The sequence below is a fragment of the Leucobacter sp. genome (assembly GCF_053528595.1).
In genome coordinates this window covers 1-15,388 of sequence record NZ_JAIVPF010000067.1, presented here as the reverse complement: position 1 = coordinate 15,388, position 15,388 = coordinate 1, and the positions used below count along the sequence as shown (strand labels likewise).

The window sequence follows — 15,388 nt, the reverse complement described above, 5'->3', positions numbered from 1 at the left end:
ACGACGTCAATAAGGAGAGCCATCATGGCCGTATACGCAGCCCCGGGCCAGCCGGATGCGCTGGTGAGCTTCAAGAGCCGGTACGAGCACTACATCGGGGGCGAGTGGGTGCCGCCCGTCAAGGGGCAGTACTTCGAGAACGTCACGCCGGTGACCGGCAAGGCGTTCTGCGAGATCGCCCGCGGCACCGCCGAGGACATCGAGGCGGCGCTCGACGCCGCGCACGCCGCCGCGCCCGCGTGGGGCCGCACGAGCCCGGCCGAGCGCGCGGTGATCCTGAACCGCATCGCCGACCGCATCGAGGAGAACCTCGAGATGCTCGCGGTCGCGGAGACCTGGGACAACGGCAAGGCCGTGCGCGAGACCCTGAACGCCGACCTGCCGCTCGCCATCGACCACTTCCGTTATTTCGCGGGCGCGATCCGCGCGCAGGAGGGCGGCCTCTCGCAGCTCGACGAGGACACCGTCGCGTACCACTTCCACGAGCCCCTGGGGGTCGTGGGACAGATCATCCCCTGGAACTTCCCGATCCTCATGGCCACCTGGAAGCTCGCCCCGGCGCTCGCCGCGGGCAACGCCGTGGTCATCAAGCCGGCCGAGCAGACGCCGGCATCGATCCTCGTGCTCTTCGAGCTGATCGGCGATCTCCTGCCGCCGGGCGTCGTCAACATCGTGAACGGCTTCGGCGCCGAGGCCGGCAAGCCCCTCGCCTCGAACAAGCGCATCCGCAAGATCGCCTTCACCGGTGAGACGACGACCGGCCGCCTCATCATGCAGTACGCCTCGGACAACATCATCCCCGTCACGCTCGAACTCGGCGGCAAGAGCCCCAACCTCTTCTTCGAGGACGTGATGGCGCGGGACGACGCCTACTGGGACAAGGCGCAGGAGGGCTTCGCGATGTTCGCCCTGAACCAGGGCGAGGTCTGCACCTGCCCGTCGCGGGCGCTGATCCAGGAGTCGATCGCGGGAGACTTCCTCGATGCCGTCGTGGAGCGCACCGAGCGCATCACGCGGGGCAATCCGCTCGACACCGACACGATGGTGGGGGCGCAGGCCTCGAACGACCAGTTCGAGAAGATCAAGTCGTACCTCGACATCGGCAGGCAGGAGGGCGCGCAGGTGCTCACCGGGGGCGAGGTGCACGACCTCGGCGGGGAGTTCGGCGGCGGGTTCTACATCCAGCCGACCATCTTCCGCGGCGACAATTCGATGCGCATCTTCCAGGAGGAGATCTTCGGACCGGTGGTGTCGGTGACGACCTTCACCGACTTCGACGACGCGATCCGCATCGCCAACGACACGCTCTACGGGCTCGGGGCCGGGGTGTGGAGCCGCGACGGCAACACCGCCTACCGGGCCGGGCGCGCGATCCAGGCCGGTCGCGTCTGGGTGAACAACTACCACGCCTACCCGGCGCACGCGGCGTTCGGCGGGTACAAGTCGAGCGGCATCGGGCGCGAGAACCACCTGATGATGCTCGATCACTACCAGCAGACCAAGAACCTGCTCGTGAGCTACAGCGAGAACGCGCTCGGCTTCTTCTAGGAGGGGCTCGATGTCATCCGGCGCGCAGTCGCGGGATCCACCCCCGGATTCCGCGTACTGCGGCTCGCTCCGCTCGTGCCGCACGACCGGCCTCGCCGCGCGCGCGGAACGACGAGGTACCGACGGTCGAGCGGAGCGCGGATTCGGAGCCCGGAACCCGCCGGTCGAGCGAGCGCAGCGGAGTCGGAACCCGGGAGCGTACCCTGGAGATACCCGGTTCTTCCAGAGAGGTGAGAACGATGAACGAGAAGACGGCGGACGCCTGCGACCTCACCGCCGCGCCGCCCACCCCCTCCGGGAGCGAGCCGATCCCCGGAAGCGTCGACGCGAGGCCCGAGGTGGAGGGCGAGACCGAGAGCCGGCTGGCCTTCTCGCCCGCGGCGCTCGAGCTGATCGACCGGCTGTGGGCGATGCACGGCCCGCTCATGTTCCACCAGTCCGGCGGGTGCTGCGACGGCAGCTCGCCCATGTGCTACCAGGAGGGCGAGTTCCGAACGGGCGGGCAGGACGTGCTGCTCGGCACGCTCGAGCTGCCGCCGGCGGTCGCCGGCGCTGGCGGCGCGGGAGGCGCCGGCCGCCCGGGCGATGCCGGTGCGAAGCGCGAGATCGGCTTCTGGATGTCGCGCGAGCAGTTCGGGGTGTGGTCGCACACGCACCTCACGGTCGACGCGGTGCCCGGTCGCGGGTCCGGCTTCTCGCTGGAGGCGCCCGAGGGCATGCGCTTCCTGATCCGCTCCCGGCTGCTCTGACGTCGACGCCGCGCCCGGCGTAGGCTGTGGGCATGATCGAACAGCGCGCGCACGACGGATTCACCCTGCCGGCCATCGGGCTCGGCACCTATCGGCTGAACGGCGTCGCGGGCGCCGCGGCGGTGCGATCCGCGGTCGACGGCGGCTACCGCCTGCTCGACTCGGCGTTCAACTACGAGAACGAGGGCGCCGTCGGTCGAGGCGCGCGCGACTCCGGGGCGCAGCGATCCTCGCTGGTCTTCACGAGCAAACTGCCGGGCCGGCACCACGAGCACGACGCCGCGCTGCGCACGATCGAGGAGAGCGTGTTCCGGTCGGGCCTCGACGCGATCGACCTCTACCTGATCCACTGGCCGAACCCGACGACGGGCCGCTACGTCGAGGCCTGGCGCGCGCTGGTGGAGGCGCGCGAGCGCGGGCTCGTCCGGCACATCGGCGTCTCGAACTTCCTGCCGGAGCACCTCGAGCGAATCGAGGCGGAGACCGGTGTGCGACCCGTCGTCAACCAGATCGAGCTGCACCCGTACTTCCCCCAGAGCGAGGCCGTCGAGTACCACCGCGAGCGCGGGATCATCGTCGAGGCGTGGAGCCCGGTGGGTCGGGGCAACGACATCGCCGAGCAGCCGGTGATCGGCGAGATCGCCGCGGCGCACGGGATCTCGCCGGTGCAGGCGATCCTCGCGTGGCACGTCGCGCGCGGCGTGGTCCCGCTGCCGAAGTCGGCCGATCCCGGCCGTCAGCGCGAGAACCTCGCGGCGGCCGACGTGGTGCTGACCGCCGACGAGGTCGACGCGATCACCGCGCTCGGCCGCCCCGACGGACGGCTGAAGGATCAGGATCCGGCGCGCTACGAGGAGTTCTGAACCGTTCCCGTCGCGGCGCGCTCAGCCGGGGATGAGACAATGGTGTGCGATGGATCCCAACAAGCTCAACCATGACGCGCAGCCTGCCGAGGGCAAGCTGGTCCGCACCCGACCGCGAGGCGGGGATTCGGCGCGTCCGCAGGTGCGCCCCAAGGCGGAGGGGTGGAAGCAGATCACGAGCCCCGACGGGCGGCCGACGCTGCAGTTCGCCTCGCCCCGCGTGAAGCAGCCCGACACCCACCTCGCCGACATGACGCTCGCGGAGCGCGAGGCGAAGGTCGTGGAGATGGGCCTTCCCAAGTTCCGGGCGAAGCAGATCTCGAAGCACTACTTCGAGCACCGCACCACCGATCCCGAGCAGATGACGGATCTGCCGAAGGACCGCCGCGAGGAGCTGGCGCAGGCGTTCTTCCCGCCGCTGCTCAGCGAGGTGAAGCGCCTCGTCACCGACGACGGTGCGACGATCAAGTTCCTCTGGCGGCTCTTCGACGGCGCGCTCGTCGAGTCGGTGCTCATGCGCTACCCCGGCCGCATCACGCTCTGCGTGTCAAGCCAGTGCGGCTGCGGCATGAACTGCCCGTTCTGCGCCACGGGCCAGGCGGGCCTCACCCGCAACATGTCGACGGCCGAGATCCTCGACCAGATCGTGCAGGCCAACCGGGTGATCGCCGAGGGCGGCCTGGGGCGCAAGCGCGAGGCCGGCAACGGGGCGGAGCCCGAGCGCGTCAACAACATCGTGTTCATGGGCATGGGCGAGCCGCTCGCCAACTACAAGCGCGTGATGAACGCCGTGCACCGCATGATCGCGCCGTCGCCCGAGGGACTCGGCATGTCGGCCCGCGGCATCACCGTCTCGACGGTGGGGCTCGCGCCGGCGATCCGCAAGCTCGCCGACGAGAACATCCCCATCACCTTCGCTCTGTCGCTGCACGCGCCCGACGACCAGCTGCGCGACGACCTGATCCCGGTCAACAGCCGGTGGAAGGTCGAGGAGGTGCTCGACGCGGCGTACCACTACTACGAGACGACGGGTCGCCGGGTCTCCATCGAGTACGCGCTCATCAAGGACATGAACGATCACGCCTGGCGCGCGGATCTGCTGGCCGAGAAGCTCAACGCGCGCGGCCGCGGCTGGGTGCACGTGAATCCGATCCCGCTCAACCCGACGCCCGGCTCCATCTGGACGTCGTCGACGCGGGAGGTCACGCGCGAGTTCGTCGACCGCCTGAACGCGGCCGGGATCCCGACCACGCTGCGCGACACCCGCGGCAAGGAGATCGACGGCGCGTGCGGGCAGCTCGTCGCCACCGAGCAGGACAAGGCGGAGGCGGCGGCGTTCGCCGCGTCGTGAGGGGCACCGGCGCCCGCACGGCGCGTCCTCTCGCGAATCCGAGTCTCTTCCGCTGCAGCATTCAGCGAGTAGTGCAGCGGAAGGGACTCGAATTTCCGGGGAGTTCGACGCCGCATCGCGATGAGTCCGGATCGCCGGTCATCGGCCTTCCCAGCCGCGGTCGCGGAGAGCTCCTGTGAGGCGGTGTCTCAGTTCGGGCTGCTGACGGTAGAGCAGCAGCGACGTCGCGCGGACGGTCTCCCAGCCGTGCCGCTCGTAATAGTGGTACTTCTCGATGTCGCGATTCCACTGCGGGCCCTCCGTCCGGTGGTGATCGCCCTCGTACTCCGCCGCGAGCCGATAGCGGGGCCAGGCGAACTCGCTGCACCCGAGCAGCGCCCCGTTCGCAGCCCGCACGTCGTAGTCGAGCTCGGGTTCGGGCAGTCCCCACTCCCGGATGCGCAGGCGCAGGTGCGACTCGGGCGGTGAGGCGCTGTGAGGCGAGAGGAGCGGCAGCAGCTCTTCGAGCACGCGGGAATGCCTGCGGTATCGCAGTGCGGAGGAGATCTCGAGCTCCTCCGCGGTGGCGAGCTGCGGGCGGCGGAATCCTGCGGTGCCGGGGATCCGGTGATCGCGGATGATCGCGTCGCCGAGGGCCACCGCGTCATCTCGTCGCAGCAGGGGAGCGACCACGGCCCACGTCGTTGCCGGATCGGTGACCGGCAAGCCATCGTGCTCGACGACGGTCGCCAGGCGCGGGGAGAGGGTGAGTGCGCGATGGCCTCGCCTGCGACTGATCCGCCGTGGTGTGCAGCAGCCGATCGTGAGCCGGTCGTCGGGCTCCCACGGTGTCCGGGAACCGCGGCTGGGGTCGTGGTCGGTGCCGGTATCGGCATGACGCATCGGGCGCGGCACCGGCAAGTTCCAGATCGCTGCTGCCGTGAACCCCGCGTAGAACTGACCGTCCGCGAGGGTCGGCGCGAGGGTGCGCGCCAGCGCGATCTGCAGGTCGCGCCAGACCTGACCGGGGTGCGCTCCCTCGGCGCTCGGAGGAGTCTCGGGGCGGCGCCGGTAGACCCCGGGGCCGAACCGGACGACATCGGTCTGCCGCAGGCGCCGGGCGGACACTCCGGCGCGCCTCGCCTCCGCTGCACTGAACACCGGGCCGAGCGAGGCGGGGAGGGGCAACGGCGGTCGGGTCATGCTCGAATCTTCGCAAGATCCGTCACCCCGGAACGCCCTGGTGCGGAATCGGTGCACAACTGCTGAGACAGTCGCCCTGATGCTCAGCTGTGGGCGACGATCGCGATCCCCGCGCCCCCTCACCGAATTCGGGGCCCGTGTGCTGCACTATCACCGCGATCGTGCAGCACACGGGCCCCGAATTCGAGAGCCGTGGCTCGCGCGGGCTCGATGAGCGGGTCGGCTCAGCGCCCGAGGGCCCGCGCCAGCAGCTCGACATCCTCGGCGGTGTTCCAGAGGTGGAACGAGATCCGCGCGTTGCCGGCGCGTCCCGATGCGACGATTCCGCGGGCGGTCAGCGCCGCCAGATCGCCGCCGTCGGGATCCGCCCACGTGACGATCGCCGAGTCGCCGGGGAGCTGTTCCAGCACCTGCCGCGCCGCGTTCGCGAGGGCCAGGTCGTGCGCGTGCACGGCGTGCGGGTCGAGCGATGCGATGCCGCGCAGCGCGGCCTCGGTGCCTCCGATCACGGGCCACGCGGGGGAGACGTCGAAGCGCCCGGCACCCGCGGCGAGCGGCGTGTGCCCGGCGTAGCACGAGCCCCAGACGTCGTCGGCCGAGCACCAGCCGGCCGCGATCGGCACGAGCTCGCCCTCGAGCCCCTCGCGCACGGTGAGGAAGGCGGTGCCGCGGGGCGCGCACAGCCACTTGTAGGCGTGGCAGACCGTGAAGTCGAAGGCCGCGGCGCCGATGGGCAGCCACCCGAGGGACTGCGTGAGATCGACGAGCGTGCGGGCGCCCGCGCGAGCGGCCGCGTCGGCGATCGCCTCCGCGTCGGCGACCTCCCCGCTCGCGGACTGCACGAGCGAGAAGGCCACGAGGGCCGTGCCGGGGGACACCTCGTCGGCGAGCCGGTGGACCGGGGCGTACCGCACCCGGACGCCGCGGTGCGCGAGCTGCTCGAGCGGGTGCGCGAGGGAGGCGAAGTCGCCCGCGGCGCAGAGCACCTCGGCGCCGTCGGGCAGCGAGGTCCCCACGACGGAGACGAGCTGCGAGACCTGGGAGCCGAGCGCCACCCGGTCACGGCCGACCCCGGCGATCCCGGCGAAGAGGTCGCGGCAGCGACGGCCCTGCTCGCCGAGCGCACGAGCGTCGAGGACCCCGCGCGCCCAGTCGTCGACGAACGCGCGCATGGCGGCCGAGGTCGCGGCGGCCGGCAGGCCGGCGGTGCACGCCGAGAGGTATCCCCGCCCCGCGGCGAAACCGAGGTCGGCGACGGGCGGGATCGGCGGGGAGGCCGAGCCGGAGGGGTGGGATGCGCTCATGCGGCCAGGCTAGGAGAGCCCCGGATATAATGAAACAGAATCATTCTTATGCTTTGCTTCAGTTAGCGTTATGCATCGGTTACCATCGTCTGTATGACCACGCTTCGCACCGCCGACCCGCTGGGCTCGATCGATTCGACCGAGCTGCGCATCCTGCACGCGCTCGCCACCACCGGTTCGCTCACCGCCGCCGCCGCGAGCCTGGGCCTGAGCCAGCCCGCCGTGAGCCAGCGCATCAAGCGCGTGGAGACGCGACTCGCCGTGCCGCTCATCGAGCGCAGCGGGCGGGGGATCCGGCTGACGCCGGCCGGGCGCATCCTCGCCGACCACGGGCGCACCGTGGTCGCCGAGATCGACGCGGCGATCGCCGCCATCGACGACCTGCGCGGTGAGCGCGCCGGCACGCTGCGCATGGTGGGCTTCCCGAGCGCGAGCGCCACGCTCGTGCCGGCGCTCATGCGCGAGCTCGCGGAGGAGGCGCCCGACGTCTCCCTGCAGTACCGCGAGGCCGAGCCGCCCGCCGCGACCGGGATGCTGCGCGACGGCGAGGTCGACTGCGCGCTGATCTTCGACTACGCCGGCGCCGCCGAGCTGCCCGCGGGCAGCGCCTTCCTGCCGCTGTGGCGCGAGGAGGTGCAGCTGGTGGTGTCGAACGAGCGGGACACGGTGGGGGACACCGCCCACCTCGGCGACTTCGCGGCCGAGCACTGGATCGCGGGCTGCGAGAAGTGCCGCGGCCACCTGCTGGCGGCGGCCGCGGAGGCCGGCTTCGAGCCCGACATCATCCAGGAGACCGACAACGTTCCCGCGATGCTCGCGATGGCCGCGGCCGGCGGCGCGGTGGCGCTCGTGCCCGGGCTCGCCCTCGCGGCCGCGAGGACCCTGCCCGATGACGCCCGCGCGCTGCCGCTCGATCCGCCGCGCTACCGCACGATCGGCATCGTATCGATGGTCACCGCCAACGAGAGCCCCCAGGTGCGCCTCGCGAAGCGCCTGCTCGCGGGCGTCGACGGTGCGCGGTGGGGGTTGGAGCCCGTCGCTTGAGCACGACGACGGCACCGCGCCCGACCGGGCACCGCACGCAGCGGCGCATCGTCGCGATCCTCGCACTGGCGACCGTGCTCGGCGGCCTCGGAGTCGGGGCCTCGCTGTCGGCCGGCGCGCTGCTCATCGTCGACATCACCGGCAACGATGCGCTCTCGGGCCTCGGCTCCACGATGAACGCGGTGGGCGCCGCCCTCGCGGGCATGCCGCTCGCCCGTCTCGCCGCCCGCCGCGGGCGCCGCGTCGCCCTCGCCTCCGGCAGCGCCATCGCGGTGCTCGGCGCGATCGCGATCATCGCCGCCTCGGCCGCGGGCTTCTCGCCCCTGCTCTTCGCCGGTCTCGCGGTGCTGGGCGTCGCGAGCGCCGTGCAGCTGCAGTCGCGGTTCGCCGCCACGGACCTCGCGGTGCCCGAGAACCGCGCGCGCGACCTCTCGCTGGTCGTCTGGTCGATCACGATCGGCGCCGTCATCGGCCCCAATCTCATCACCCCCGGGGAGGTCGTGGGCGAGGCGCTCGGACTGCCCGGCCTCGCGGGCATCTTCGTCTTCACCATCGGGGCCCAGCTCGCCGCGGGGCTCGTGGTCTGGATCGGTCTGCGCCCCGATCCGCTGCTCGAATCGCGCCGGCTCGCCGAGGCCGCCGCGCCCGCGGACGCCGCGCGGAGCCGGACCGCGCCGGAGCCCCGAGCCGGGCGCGGCCGCACCGCGCAGTTCCTGGTGATCGGGCTCATCGCTCTCGCCCACGCGACGATGGTGGGGATCATGGCGATGACCCCGCTCCACATCACGCACCACGGCGGCAGCATCACGCTCGTCGGGCTCACCATCAGCCTGCACATCGCCGGCATGTACGCGCTCTCGCCCGTGTTCGGCATGCTGGCGGGGAGGATCGGCACGCTGCCGGTGGTGCTGCTCGGCTTCTGCGTGCTGAGCCTGGCGGCCGTCGGGGCGGGCCTCGGCGGCGAATCGATGCCGGTGATCCAGACGGCGCTGGTGCTGCTCGGCATCGGGTGGAGCATGGTGACGGTCGCCGGATCGGCCCTGCTGACCGAGGTCACCCCGCTCGAGGTGCGGCCGAGGCGCCAGGGGCAGTCCGACACCGTCATGAACGCGGCGGGCGCGGCCTTCGGCGCCGCCTCCGGGGCGATCTTCGCCGCCGGAGGCTTCCCCGTGCTCGCCGGGGTGGCCGGAGCGCTCATCGTTCTCGGCGTCGTCGCCACCGCGCTCCTGCGCGGTCGGCGCGACTCAGTAGACTAGACGCTGATGTCAGATATCGTCTCCACCCAGTCGTCCGCCGCCTCCGGCATCCCGTTCTCGACCGCCACCGGCGGTGATGTGCGCGTGCGCTTCTGCCCGTCGCCCACGGGCACCCCGCACGTGGGCATGGTGCGCACCGCGCTCTTCAACTGGGCCTACGCCCGGCACACCGGCGGCACCTTCGTGTTCCGAATCGAGGACACGGACGCGGCGCGCGACAGCGAGGAGAGCTACGCGCAGATCCTCGATTCGCTGCGCTGGCTCGGCCTCGACTGGGACGAGGGCATCGACGTCGGCGGCCCGCACGGACCCTACCGCCAGTCGCAGCGGGGTGAGATCTACCGCGACATCGCCGCCCGCCTGAAGGACGCCGGCTACCTCTACGAGAGCTACTCGACGGCGGAGGAGATCGACGCGCGCAACGAGGCGGCCGGACGCCCCAAGCAGCTCGGCTACGACAACCACGATCGCGATCTCACCGACGAGCAGCGGGCGGCGTTCCGCGCCGAGGGGCGCGAGCCGGCGCTGCGCTTCCGCGTGCCGGACAGCGACCTCTCCTTCGACGATCTGGTGCGCGGAGATATCTCGTTCCCGGCCGGTTCCACGATCGACTTCGTCGTGGTGCGCCCCAACGGCGCCCCGCTCTACACCCTCACCAACCCGGTCGACGACGCGCTCATGGGCATCACCCACGTGCTGCGCGGCGAGGACCTGCTCTCCTCGACGCCGCGGCAGATCGCGCTGCACCGCGCACTCGTCGAGCTGGGCGTCGAGCAGGCGATCCCGCGCTTCGGCCACCTGCCCTACGTGATGGGCGAGGGCAACAAGAAGCTCTCGAAGCGCGATCCCGAGTCGAACCTGCTCAACCACCGCGCCCGCGGGTTCATCCCCGAGGGGCTGCTCAACTATCTGTCGCTGCTGGGCTGGTCGCTGGCTCCGGATCGCGACGTCTTCACGAGCGCCGAGATGGTGGCCGCGTTCGACGTCGTCGACGTCAACCCGAACCCCGCGCGCTTCGACCAGAAGAAGGCCGACGCGATCAACGCCGACCACATCCGCCTGCTCGCCGAGGACGACTTCGGGCAGCGGATCCTGCCCTACCTCATCGCCGGCGGCGCGCTGCCGGTCGAACCGTCCGAGGCGCAGCTCGCGATCGTGCGAGCGGCCGTGCCGCTCGTGCAGAGCCGCATCACGGTGCTCTCCGAGGTCGTCGGCATGCTCGGCTTCCTGTTCACGACCGCCGATGCGCTCGTGATCGAGGACGACGCGCTGCAGTCCCTCAAGGACGATGCGCCGCAGGTGCTCGCCGCCGGCATCGCCGCGCTCGAGGCCGTGCCCGAGGAGTCGTGGCGCACCGAGCACATCCAGGCCGCGCTGCAGGCCGCCCTCATCGACGGGCTGGGCCTCAAGCCGCGGCTCGCCTTCGGCCCGCTGCGCGTCGCCGCCTCCGGGCGCCGCGTGTCGCCCCCGCTCTTCGAGTCGTTCGAGCTGCTGGGCCGCGACGAGTCGCTCGCGCGCCTGCGCCGTCTCGAGGCGCAGCTCTCGGAGGGCGCGGAGCCGCGGGCATGACGGCCGAGGATCGCGACGCGCCGATCGGCGTCGCCGTGATCGGCGGCGGCCCGGCGGGTCTGTCCGCCGGCCTGCAGCTCGTGCGAGCGAACCGGCGCATCGCGATCCTCGACAGCAACCGCCCCCGGCACTCGGCGACGCTGCGGTCCCACGGCTTCCTGACCCGAGATGGGGCGCCTCCGCTCGAACTGCGCCGTCTCGGCCGCGAGGAGTTCGAGGCGTACCCCACCGCGATCTACGCGCAGGCACTCACACGCGAGGTGACCCCGCTGAGCCGGGAGGACGCGGTCGCGGCGGGATTCCCCGACGGCATCGGGTTCCGCGTGCGCGGCACCGGGATCCGCGGCTCCGCCGACGTCGAGTTCGTGTCCCGCCGGGTGCTCATCGCCGCGGGGCTGACCGAGGAGCTCCCGGCGTTCCCGATGATCCGCGCCTACTACGGCACCGCGCTCCACAGCTGCGTGGAGTGCGACGGCTTCGAGAAGACCGACAAGCCGCTCGCGCTCATCGGCGAGACCACCGACGTCTTCGCGCGGGCCCTGCTCATCAGCCGGTTCAGCTCGGACCTGATCGTCTTCACCAACGGCGCCGACACCGTGCTGCCCGCGCAGGAGCAGCAGCTCGCCTCGATCGGCATCCGGGTGGAGCGGCGGCCGATCGACGACATCGTGGGCGAGCGCGCCGAGATGACGGGCGTGCGGCTCGCCGACGGCGAGGTGATCCCGCGCGTCGGCGGCTTCGTGCGCCCGCGGTGGCACGCGCCGGTCGAGTTCCTCGGCGACCTCGACATCGAGCGCGACGACTGGGGACTCGTGGTGGTGAACGATCGGGGCGAGACCTCGATCCGCGGCGTCTACGCCGTGGGCGACATCGTGCCGCCGGGGCCGCAGCAGCTCATCATCGCGGCCGGCAACGGCGCCAGGGTCGCGGCCAGGCTCAACATGGACATGATCCGCGGCGCCCTCGGCGTCGGCCAGACGGATCCCTGACCCGAGCGGATCCGGCCGGATCCGCTCGCCGCCGAACGGAATCCCGAAGGAGACCACCGTGAACGAGAGAAGCATCATGACCGAGGACCGAGAGGCCGGGCGCGGCCCGGACGCCGAGGGGTCTGGGCAGCCGGGCGTCGACCCGGCAGCCGGTACCGGCCAGCCCCAGCCCGTCGCGGTGCGCGCATCGCAGGCGGGTGCCCGCTACGCCACCATCATGGCGGCGTTCGTCGGGATCCTGCTCATCTCCAACGTGGTCGCGGTCAAGCCGATCGCGTTCGGCGCGATCGCGTTCGGTGACTTCGCGCTTCCCCTCGTCTTCGACGGCGGCGTCTTCCTCTTCCCGCTCGCCTACATCCTCGGCGACGTGCTCGCCGAGGTCTACGGGCTGAAGGCCTCGCGGCGCGCGATTCTCACCGCCTTCGCCCTGGCGCTGGTGGCCTCGCTCACCATCCTCGCGGTGCAGATGTCGCCGCCCGCCGACGGCTGGGAGAATCAGGAGGCCTTCGCCGCCGTGCTGGGCTTCGTGCCGCGCATCGTCGCGGCGAGCCTCATCGCCTTCCTCGCGGGCCAGCTGCTCAACGCCTGGGTGCTCGACCGCATGCGCCGCCGCACCTCCGGGCGCTTCCTGCGCACCCGTCTCATCGCCTCGACCGTCGCCGGTCAGCTGATCGACACCCTGCTGTTCTGCACGATCGCCTTCGCCGGCATCATCACCGGCCTCGACTTCGTGATGTACGTCGTGCTCGGCTACGCGGTCAAGGTGCTCGCCGAGGTCGTACTGCTGCCCGTGACGACGCGGGTGATCCGCGCCGTCCGCGACGCCGAGGAGCGGGCCGCGGCCTAGCACCCGCCCGCCGAGCGGTTCGGGATCCCGGGCGTGTGGGATCCCGAACCGCCTATCGTGGCGTCCGAGCCGCGGCCTCCCGCGCGAACTCCGCGCCGTACTGCCGCCCGAGCACGTCGTCGCGCAGTTCGACGAAGGTGTCGTCGATGATCGACTGCCGGATGCGATCGACCAGGCGCACGATGAAGCGCTCGTTGTGGATCGTCGCGAGCGTCGAGGCCAGCATCTCCTTGGCCTTGAAGAGGTGGTGCAGGTAGGCCGCCGTGTAGTTCTCGCAGGTGTAGCAGTCGCACTCCGGGTCCAGCGGTTCGAAGCGCCGCCGCTGCGTCGCGGCCTTCGCGTTGATCCGGCCCGAGCTCGAGTACATGGTGCCGCCTCGTGCCTGGCGCGACGGGGCCACGCAGTCGAAGGTGTCGGCGCCGGCCGCGATCGCGACGAAGAGGTCGTCGGGTTCCGAGATGCCGAGCAGGTGGCGCGGCTTGTCCTCGGGCAGCTCGTCGTTCACCCACCCCACGATCGTGCCGAGCTCGTTCTTGTCGAGCGCGCCGCCGATCCCGAAGCCGTCGAACCGCTGCTCGCCGGCCTCGGCGCCGGTCATCCCGGCCAGCCCGCGCGCCGCCTTGCGCCGCAGGTCCTCGTACTGCGCGCCCTGCACCACGCCGAAGAGCGCTTGATAGGGGCGGTGCGGTCGCTCCGCGGTCTGGCGGGCGTGCTCGTCGAGGCAGCGTACGGCCCAGCGGGCGGTGCGGTCGACCGAGTCCTCCTGGTATCCGCGGGTGTTGAAGAGGGTGGTGCACTCGTCGAACGCGAAGATGATGTCGGCCCCGAGCTGGTGCTGGATGCGCATCGAGACCTCGGGCGTGAAGCGGTGGCGGTCGCCGTTGAGGAACGACTTGAAGGTGACGCCGTCCTCGTCGACGTGGGCGAGCCGCTCCTTGTTCTCGGCGATGACCTCGTCGCTCCGGTGCATGTTCTCGTCCATCGAGATCACCTTCTTGAACCCGACCCCGAGCGACATGACCTGGAAGCCGCCCGAATCGGTGAAGGTCGGCCCGTCCCAGTTCATGAAGCGGCCGAGCCCGCCGGCCTCGTCGACGAGGTCGCTGCCGGGCTGCAGGAAGAGGTGGTAGGCGTTCGCGAGGACGGCCTGGCCGCCCAGTTCGCGCACCGTGGCGGGGAGCAGCGCCTTGACGGTGGCCTTGGTGCCGACGGGGATGAAGGCGGGGGTGCGGATCTCGCCGTGCGGGGTGCTGATCGTGCCCGCGCGCCCGAGAGGCTGGTCTGCGGTGCCGCGGGTGCTGCCGCGCTCGAGGCGGTGGTCGACGTCGAATCCGAAATCGGCGGGGGAGGGGAGGGTGCGCACTGGTGCGGGGCTCTCGTTCACCCGTCCATCTAAGCACTCCCCGGGTGTGCGGTCGGCTGGAGCGAGGACCGGGGATCTTCGCCCGGAGCGGACAAGCGTCAATACTGCTTGACTTCCGAGAGGCGGTCAATCAACATTGACGTATGAACCCCGACAGGCTGCAGGAGCTCGCGGACGCGAGCGAGAACGAGAACGCGCTCATCGCCCTCGACGCGGTAATGCGGATGCGGCGCGAGCTCGAGCGGCAGGAAGCGGTGCTCGTGCGGCGAGCCCGCAACGCGGGGGAGAGCTGGGCCGCGATCGCGTCGGTGCTCGGCGTCTCGAAGCAGGCCGTGCATCAGAAGTACGGACGGGGTGCGCGGCTCGAGCGGAGAAGGGGAACGGGATCGTGAAGACGGCTCTGGCGACCGCGGGCGGACCGGGCCCCGAGGAGTATCGCGAGTGGCTCGCCCGCGGCTTCACGCTGGTGGAGGCGCGCGAGTGGCTCGTCGACGGGGTGGAGCTGGAGGAGGCGGAGCGCTGGCGCGCGCGGGGGATCGGCACGGCCTCCGCCGCGCTGCCCCTCCGGGTGCGGGGGATCACCCCTCGGGGCTACGCGCCGCCGGCCCGGCGGGCGCGACGGCGAGCCCGCCGGGGTGCGGCCGCCGCCTGAAGCGGCGGGATGTGCTGGGCGGGGTGCGGCGGGCGGTCCAGCGAGGGGCCGGCGGCATGCTCGGCGGCCTCGCCGCCGGGCGGTCGTCTCGGTGGCTTCACCGCGGCGCGACCCCGCGGTGAAGCTTGGACGACGCGCCCGGGAAACCGGTCTCCGCAGGTGAAATCCCCGATTTCCCGCGTTTCTCCGCAGATGCGAGGCGATGTCGCGGAGGGACGCTGAGATCCCGATTCGGCGGAATCATGCGGAGACACGCCCGGGATCCGTGGCCGTGTTGCAGGCACCCGAGGATCCGCGTAATGTATTCCCTTGTCAGCGCGACGGAGCGGGACGCGAAAGCGGCCCGGATCGGTTGCGAATCGGATCTCACGAAGATCACCCCGGTAGGGACTTGAAAAGTCCTGTCCGAGTGTGTAAAGTGGGACTCTCGATCTCACCACTGAGATACTTCCTCGAAGAGGTCAAGTTTCTCATGCTCACTCACTGCGAGTGGAGCGGATTTGCGAAGAGCGAATCACAGTGGTAAGTTAGACAGGTTGCTGTTCGGAGCTTTCAGGCCGTTGGGTTTGGGGGTGACGGGTGGTGTCTGGTCTTTGAGAACTCAATAGTGTGCACTTGATTGTCATATGCCAATTTATTTAATCCCCGGCATTGATCGCAGTTTTTGTGGT

The 15,388-nt window shown here is 71.1% G+C and carries 14 protein-coding genes; 11 read left to right on the top strand and 3 right to left on the bottom strand.

Annotation, left to right across the window (positions count from 1 at the left end; all coding sequences use genetic code 11):
- The first annotated feature begins 24 nt into the window (after positions 1–24).
- From exaC to rlmN, 4 genes are all read left to right on the top strand, one after another.
- Positions 25–1,548: an acetaldehyde dehydrogenase ExaC gene (exaC, locus tag ACWKZU_RS13935; RefSeq protein WP_449282934.1), complete on the top strand. Its 1,524-nt coding sequence runs from the start codon at positions 25–27 to the stop codon at positions 1,546–1,548.
- A gap of 239 nt (positions 1,549–1,787) precedes the next feature.
- A complete protein-coding gene (locus ACWKZU_RS13930; protein WP_449282933.1) occupies positions 1,788–2,297 on the top strand; it encodes a DUF779 domain-containing protein in 510 nt (169 codons plus the stop codon).
- A gap of 32 nt (positions 2,298–2,329) precedes the next feature.
- Positions 2,330–3,160, top strand: coding sequence for an aldo/keto reductase (locus tag ACWKZU_RS13925; protein WP_449282932.1), 831 nt, complete (start codon positions 2,330–2,332; stop codon positions 3,158–3,160).
- A gap of 49 nt (positions 3,161–3,209) precedes the next feature.
- Positions 3,210–4,511 carry a 23S rRNA (adenine(2503)-C(2))-methyltransferase RlmN gene (rlmN, locus tag ACWKZU_RS13920; RefSeq protein WP_449282931.1) on the top strand — a complete coding sequence of 434 codons (1,302 nt, stop codon included), beginning with the start codon at positions 3,210–3,212 and terminating at the stop codon, positions 4,509–4,511.
- 138 nt (positions 4,512–4,649) lie between these two features.
- Here the strand turns inward: rlmN and ACWKZU_RS13915 are convergent, their stop codons facing one another.
- The gene (locus ACWKZU_RS13915) at positions 4,650–5,693 is read right to left on the bottom strand and encodes a hypothetical protein (RefSeq protein ID WP_449282930.1); all 1,044 of its coding nucleotides are present in this window, start codon (positions 5,691–5,693) and stop codon (positions 4,650–4,652) included.
- Positions 5,694–5,917: 224 nt separating this feature from the next.
- Positions 5,918–6,997: an aminotransferase class V-fold PLP-dependent enzyme gene (locus tag ACWKZU_RS13910; RefSeq protein WP_449282929.1), complete on the bottom strand. Its 1,080-nt coding sequence runs from the start codon at positions 6,995–6,997 to the stop codon at positions 5,918–5,920.
- A gap of 93 nt (positions 6,998–7,090) precedes the next feature.
- Between ACWKZU_RS13910 and ACWKZU_RS13905 the strand changes: the two genes are divergently transcribed.
- From ACWKZU_RS13905 to ACWKZU_RS13885, 5 genes are read left to right on the top strand one after another with little or no spacing between them, the layout of a single operon-like run.
- Positions 7,091–8,041 carry a LysR family transcriptional regulator gene (locus ACWKZU_RS13905; RefSeq protein WP_449282928.1) on the top strand — a complete coding sequence of 317 codons (951 nt, stop codon included), beginning with the start codon at positions 7,091–7,093 and terminating at the stop codon, positions 8,039–8,041.
- Positions 8,038–9,297 (top strand): MFS transporter, encoded by a 1,260-nt coding sequence (locus ACWKZU_RS13900; RefSeq protein ID WP_449282927.1) that lies wholly within the window; start codon positions 8,038–8,040, stop codon positions 9,295–9,297. Before ACWKZU_RS13905 ends, ACWKZU_RS13900 begins: the two co-directional genes overlap by 4 nt.
- A 6-nt stretch (positions 9,298–9,303) precedes the next feature.
- Complete coding sequence (gene gltX / locus ACWKZU_RS13895) at positions 9,304–10,866, top strand: glutamate--tRNA ligase (protein ID WP_449282926.1); 1,563 nt, start codon at positions 9,304–9,306, stop codon at positions 10,864–10,866.
- Positions 10,863–11,855: an NAD(P)/FAD-dependent oxidoreductase gene (locus ACWKZU_RS13890; protein ID WP_449282925.1), complete on the top strand. Its 993-nt coding sequence runs from the start codon at positions 10,863–10,865 to the stop codon at positions 11,853–11,855. The genes gltX and ACWKZU_RS13890 overlap by 4 nt, the downstream gene beginning before the upstream one ends.
- 58 nt (positions 11,856–11,913) lie before the next feature.
- Positions 11,914–12,702 (top strand): queuosine precursor transporter, encoded by a 789-nt coding sequence (locus ACWKZU_RS13885; RefSeq protein WP_449282924.1) that lies wholly within the window; start codon positions 11,914–11,916, stop codon positions 12,700–12,702.
- A gap of 52 nt (positions 12,703–12,754) precedes the next feature.
- Here ACWKZU_RS13885 and tgt read toward each other — a convergent pair whose 3' ends face one another.
- Entirely contained in the window at positions 12,755–14,086 is a 1,332-nt protein-coding gene (gene tgt, locus ACWKZU_RS13880) for a tRNA guanosine(34) transglycosylase Tgt (RefSeq protein ID WP_449282923.1), read from the bottom strand.
- A 122-nt stretch (positions 14,087–14,208) separates the two neighbouring features.
- Here tgt and ACWKZU_RS13875 point away from each other — a divergent pair, with 122 nt between their 5' ends.
- Both ACWKZU_RS13875 and ACWKZU_RS13870 read left to right on the top strand, forming a co-directional pair.
- Entirely contained in the window at positions 14,209–14,457 is a 249-nt protein-coding gene (locus tag ACWKZU_RS13875; protein WP_449282922.1) for a hypothetical protein, read from the top strand.
- On the top strand, positions 14,454–14,717 hold the full coding sequence (locus ACWKZU_RS13870; RefSeq protein ID WP_449282921.1) for a hypothetical protein: 264 nt from the start codon (positions 14,454–14,456) through the stop codon (positions 14,715–14,717). The genes ACWKZU_RS13875 and ACWKZU_RS13870 overlap by 4 nt, the downstream gene beginning before the upstream one ends.
- Positions 14,718–15,388 lie beyond the last annotated feature (671 nt).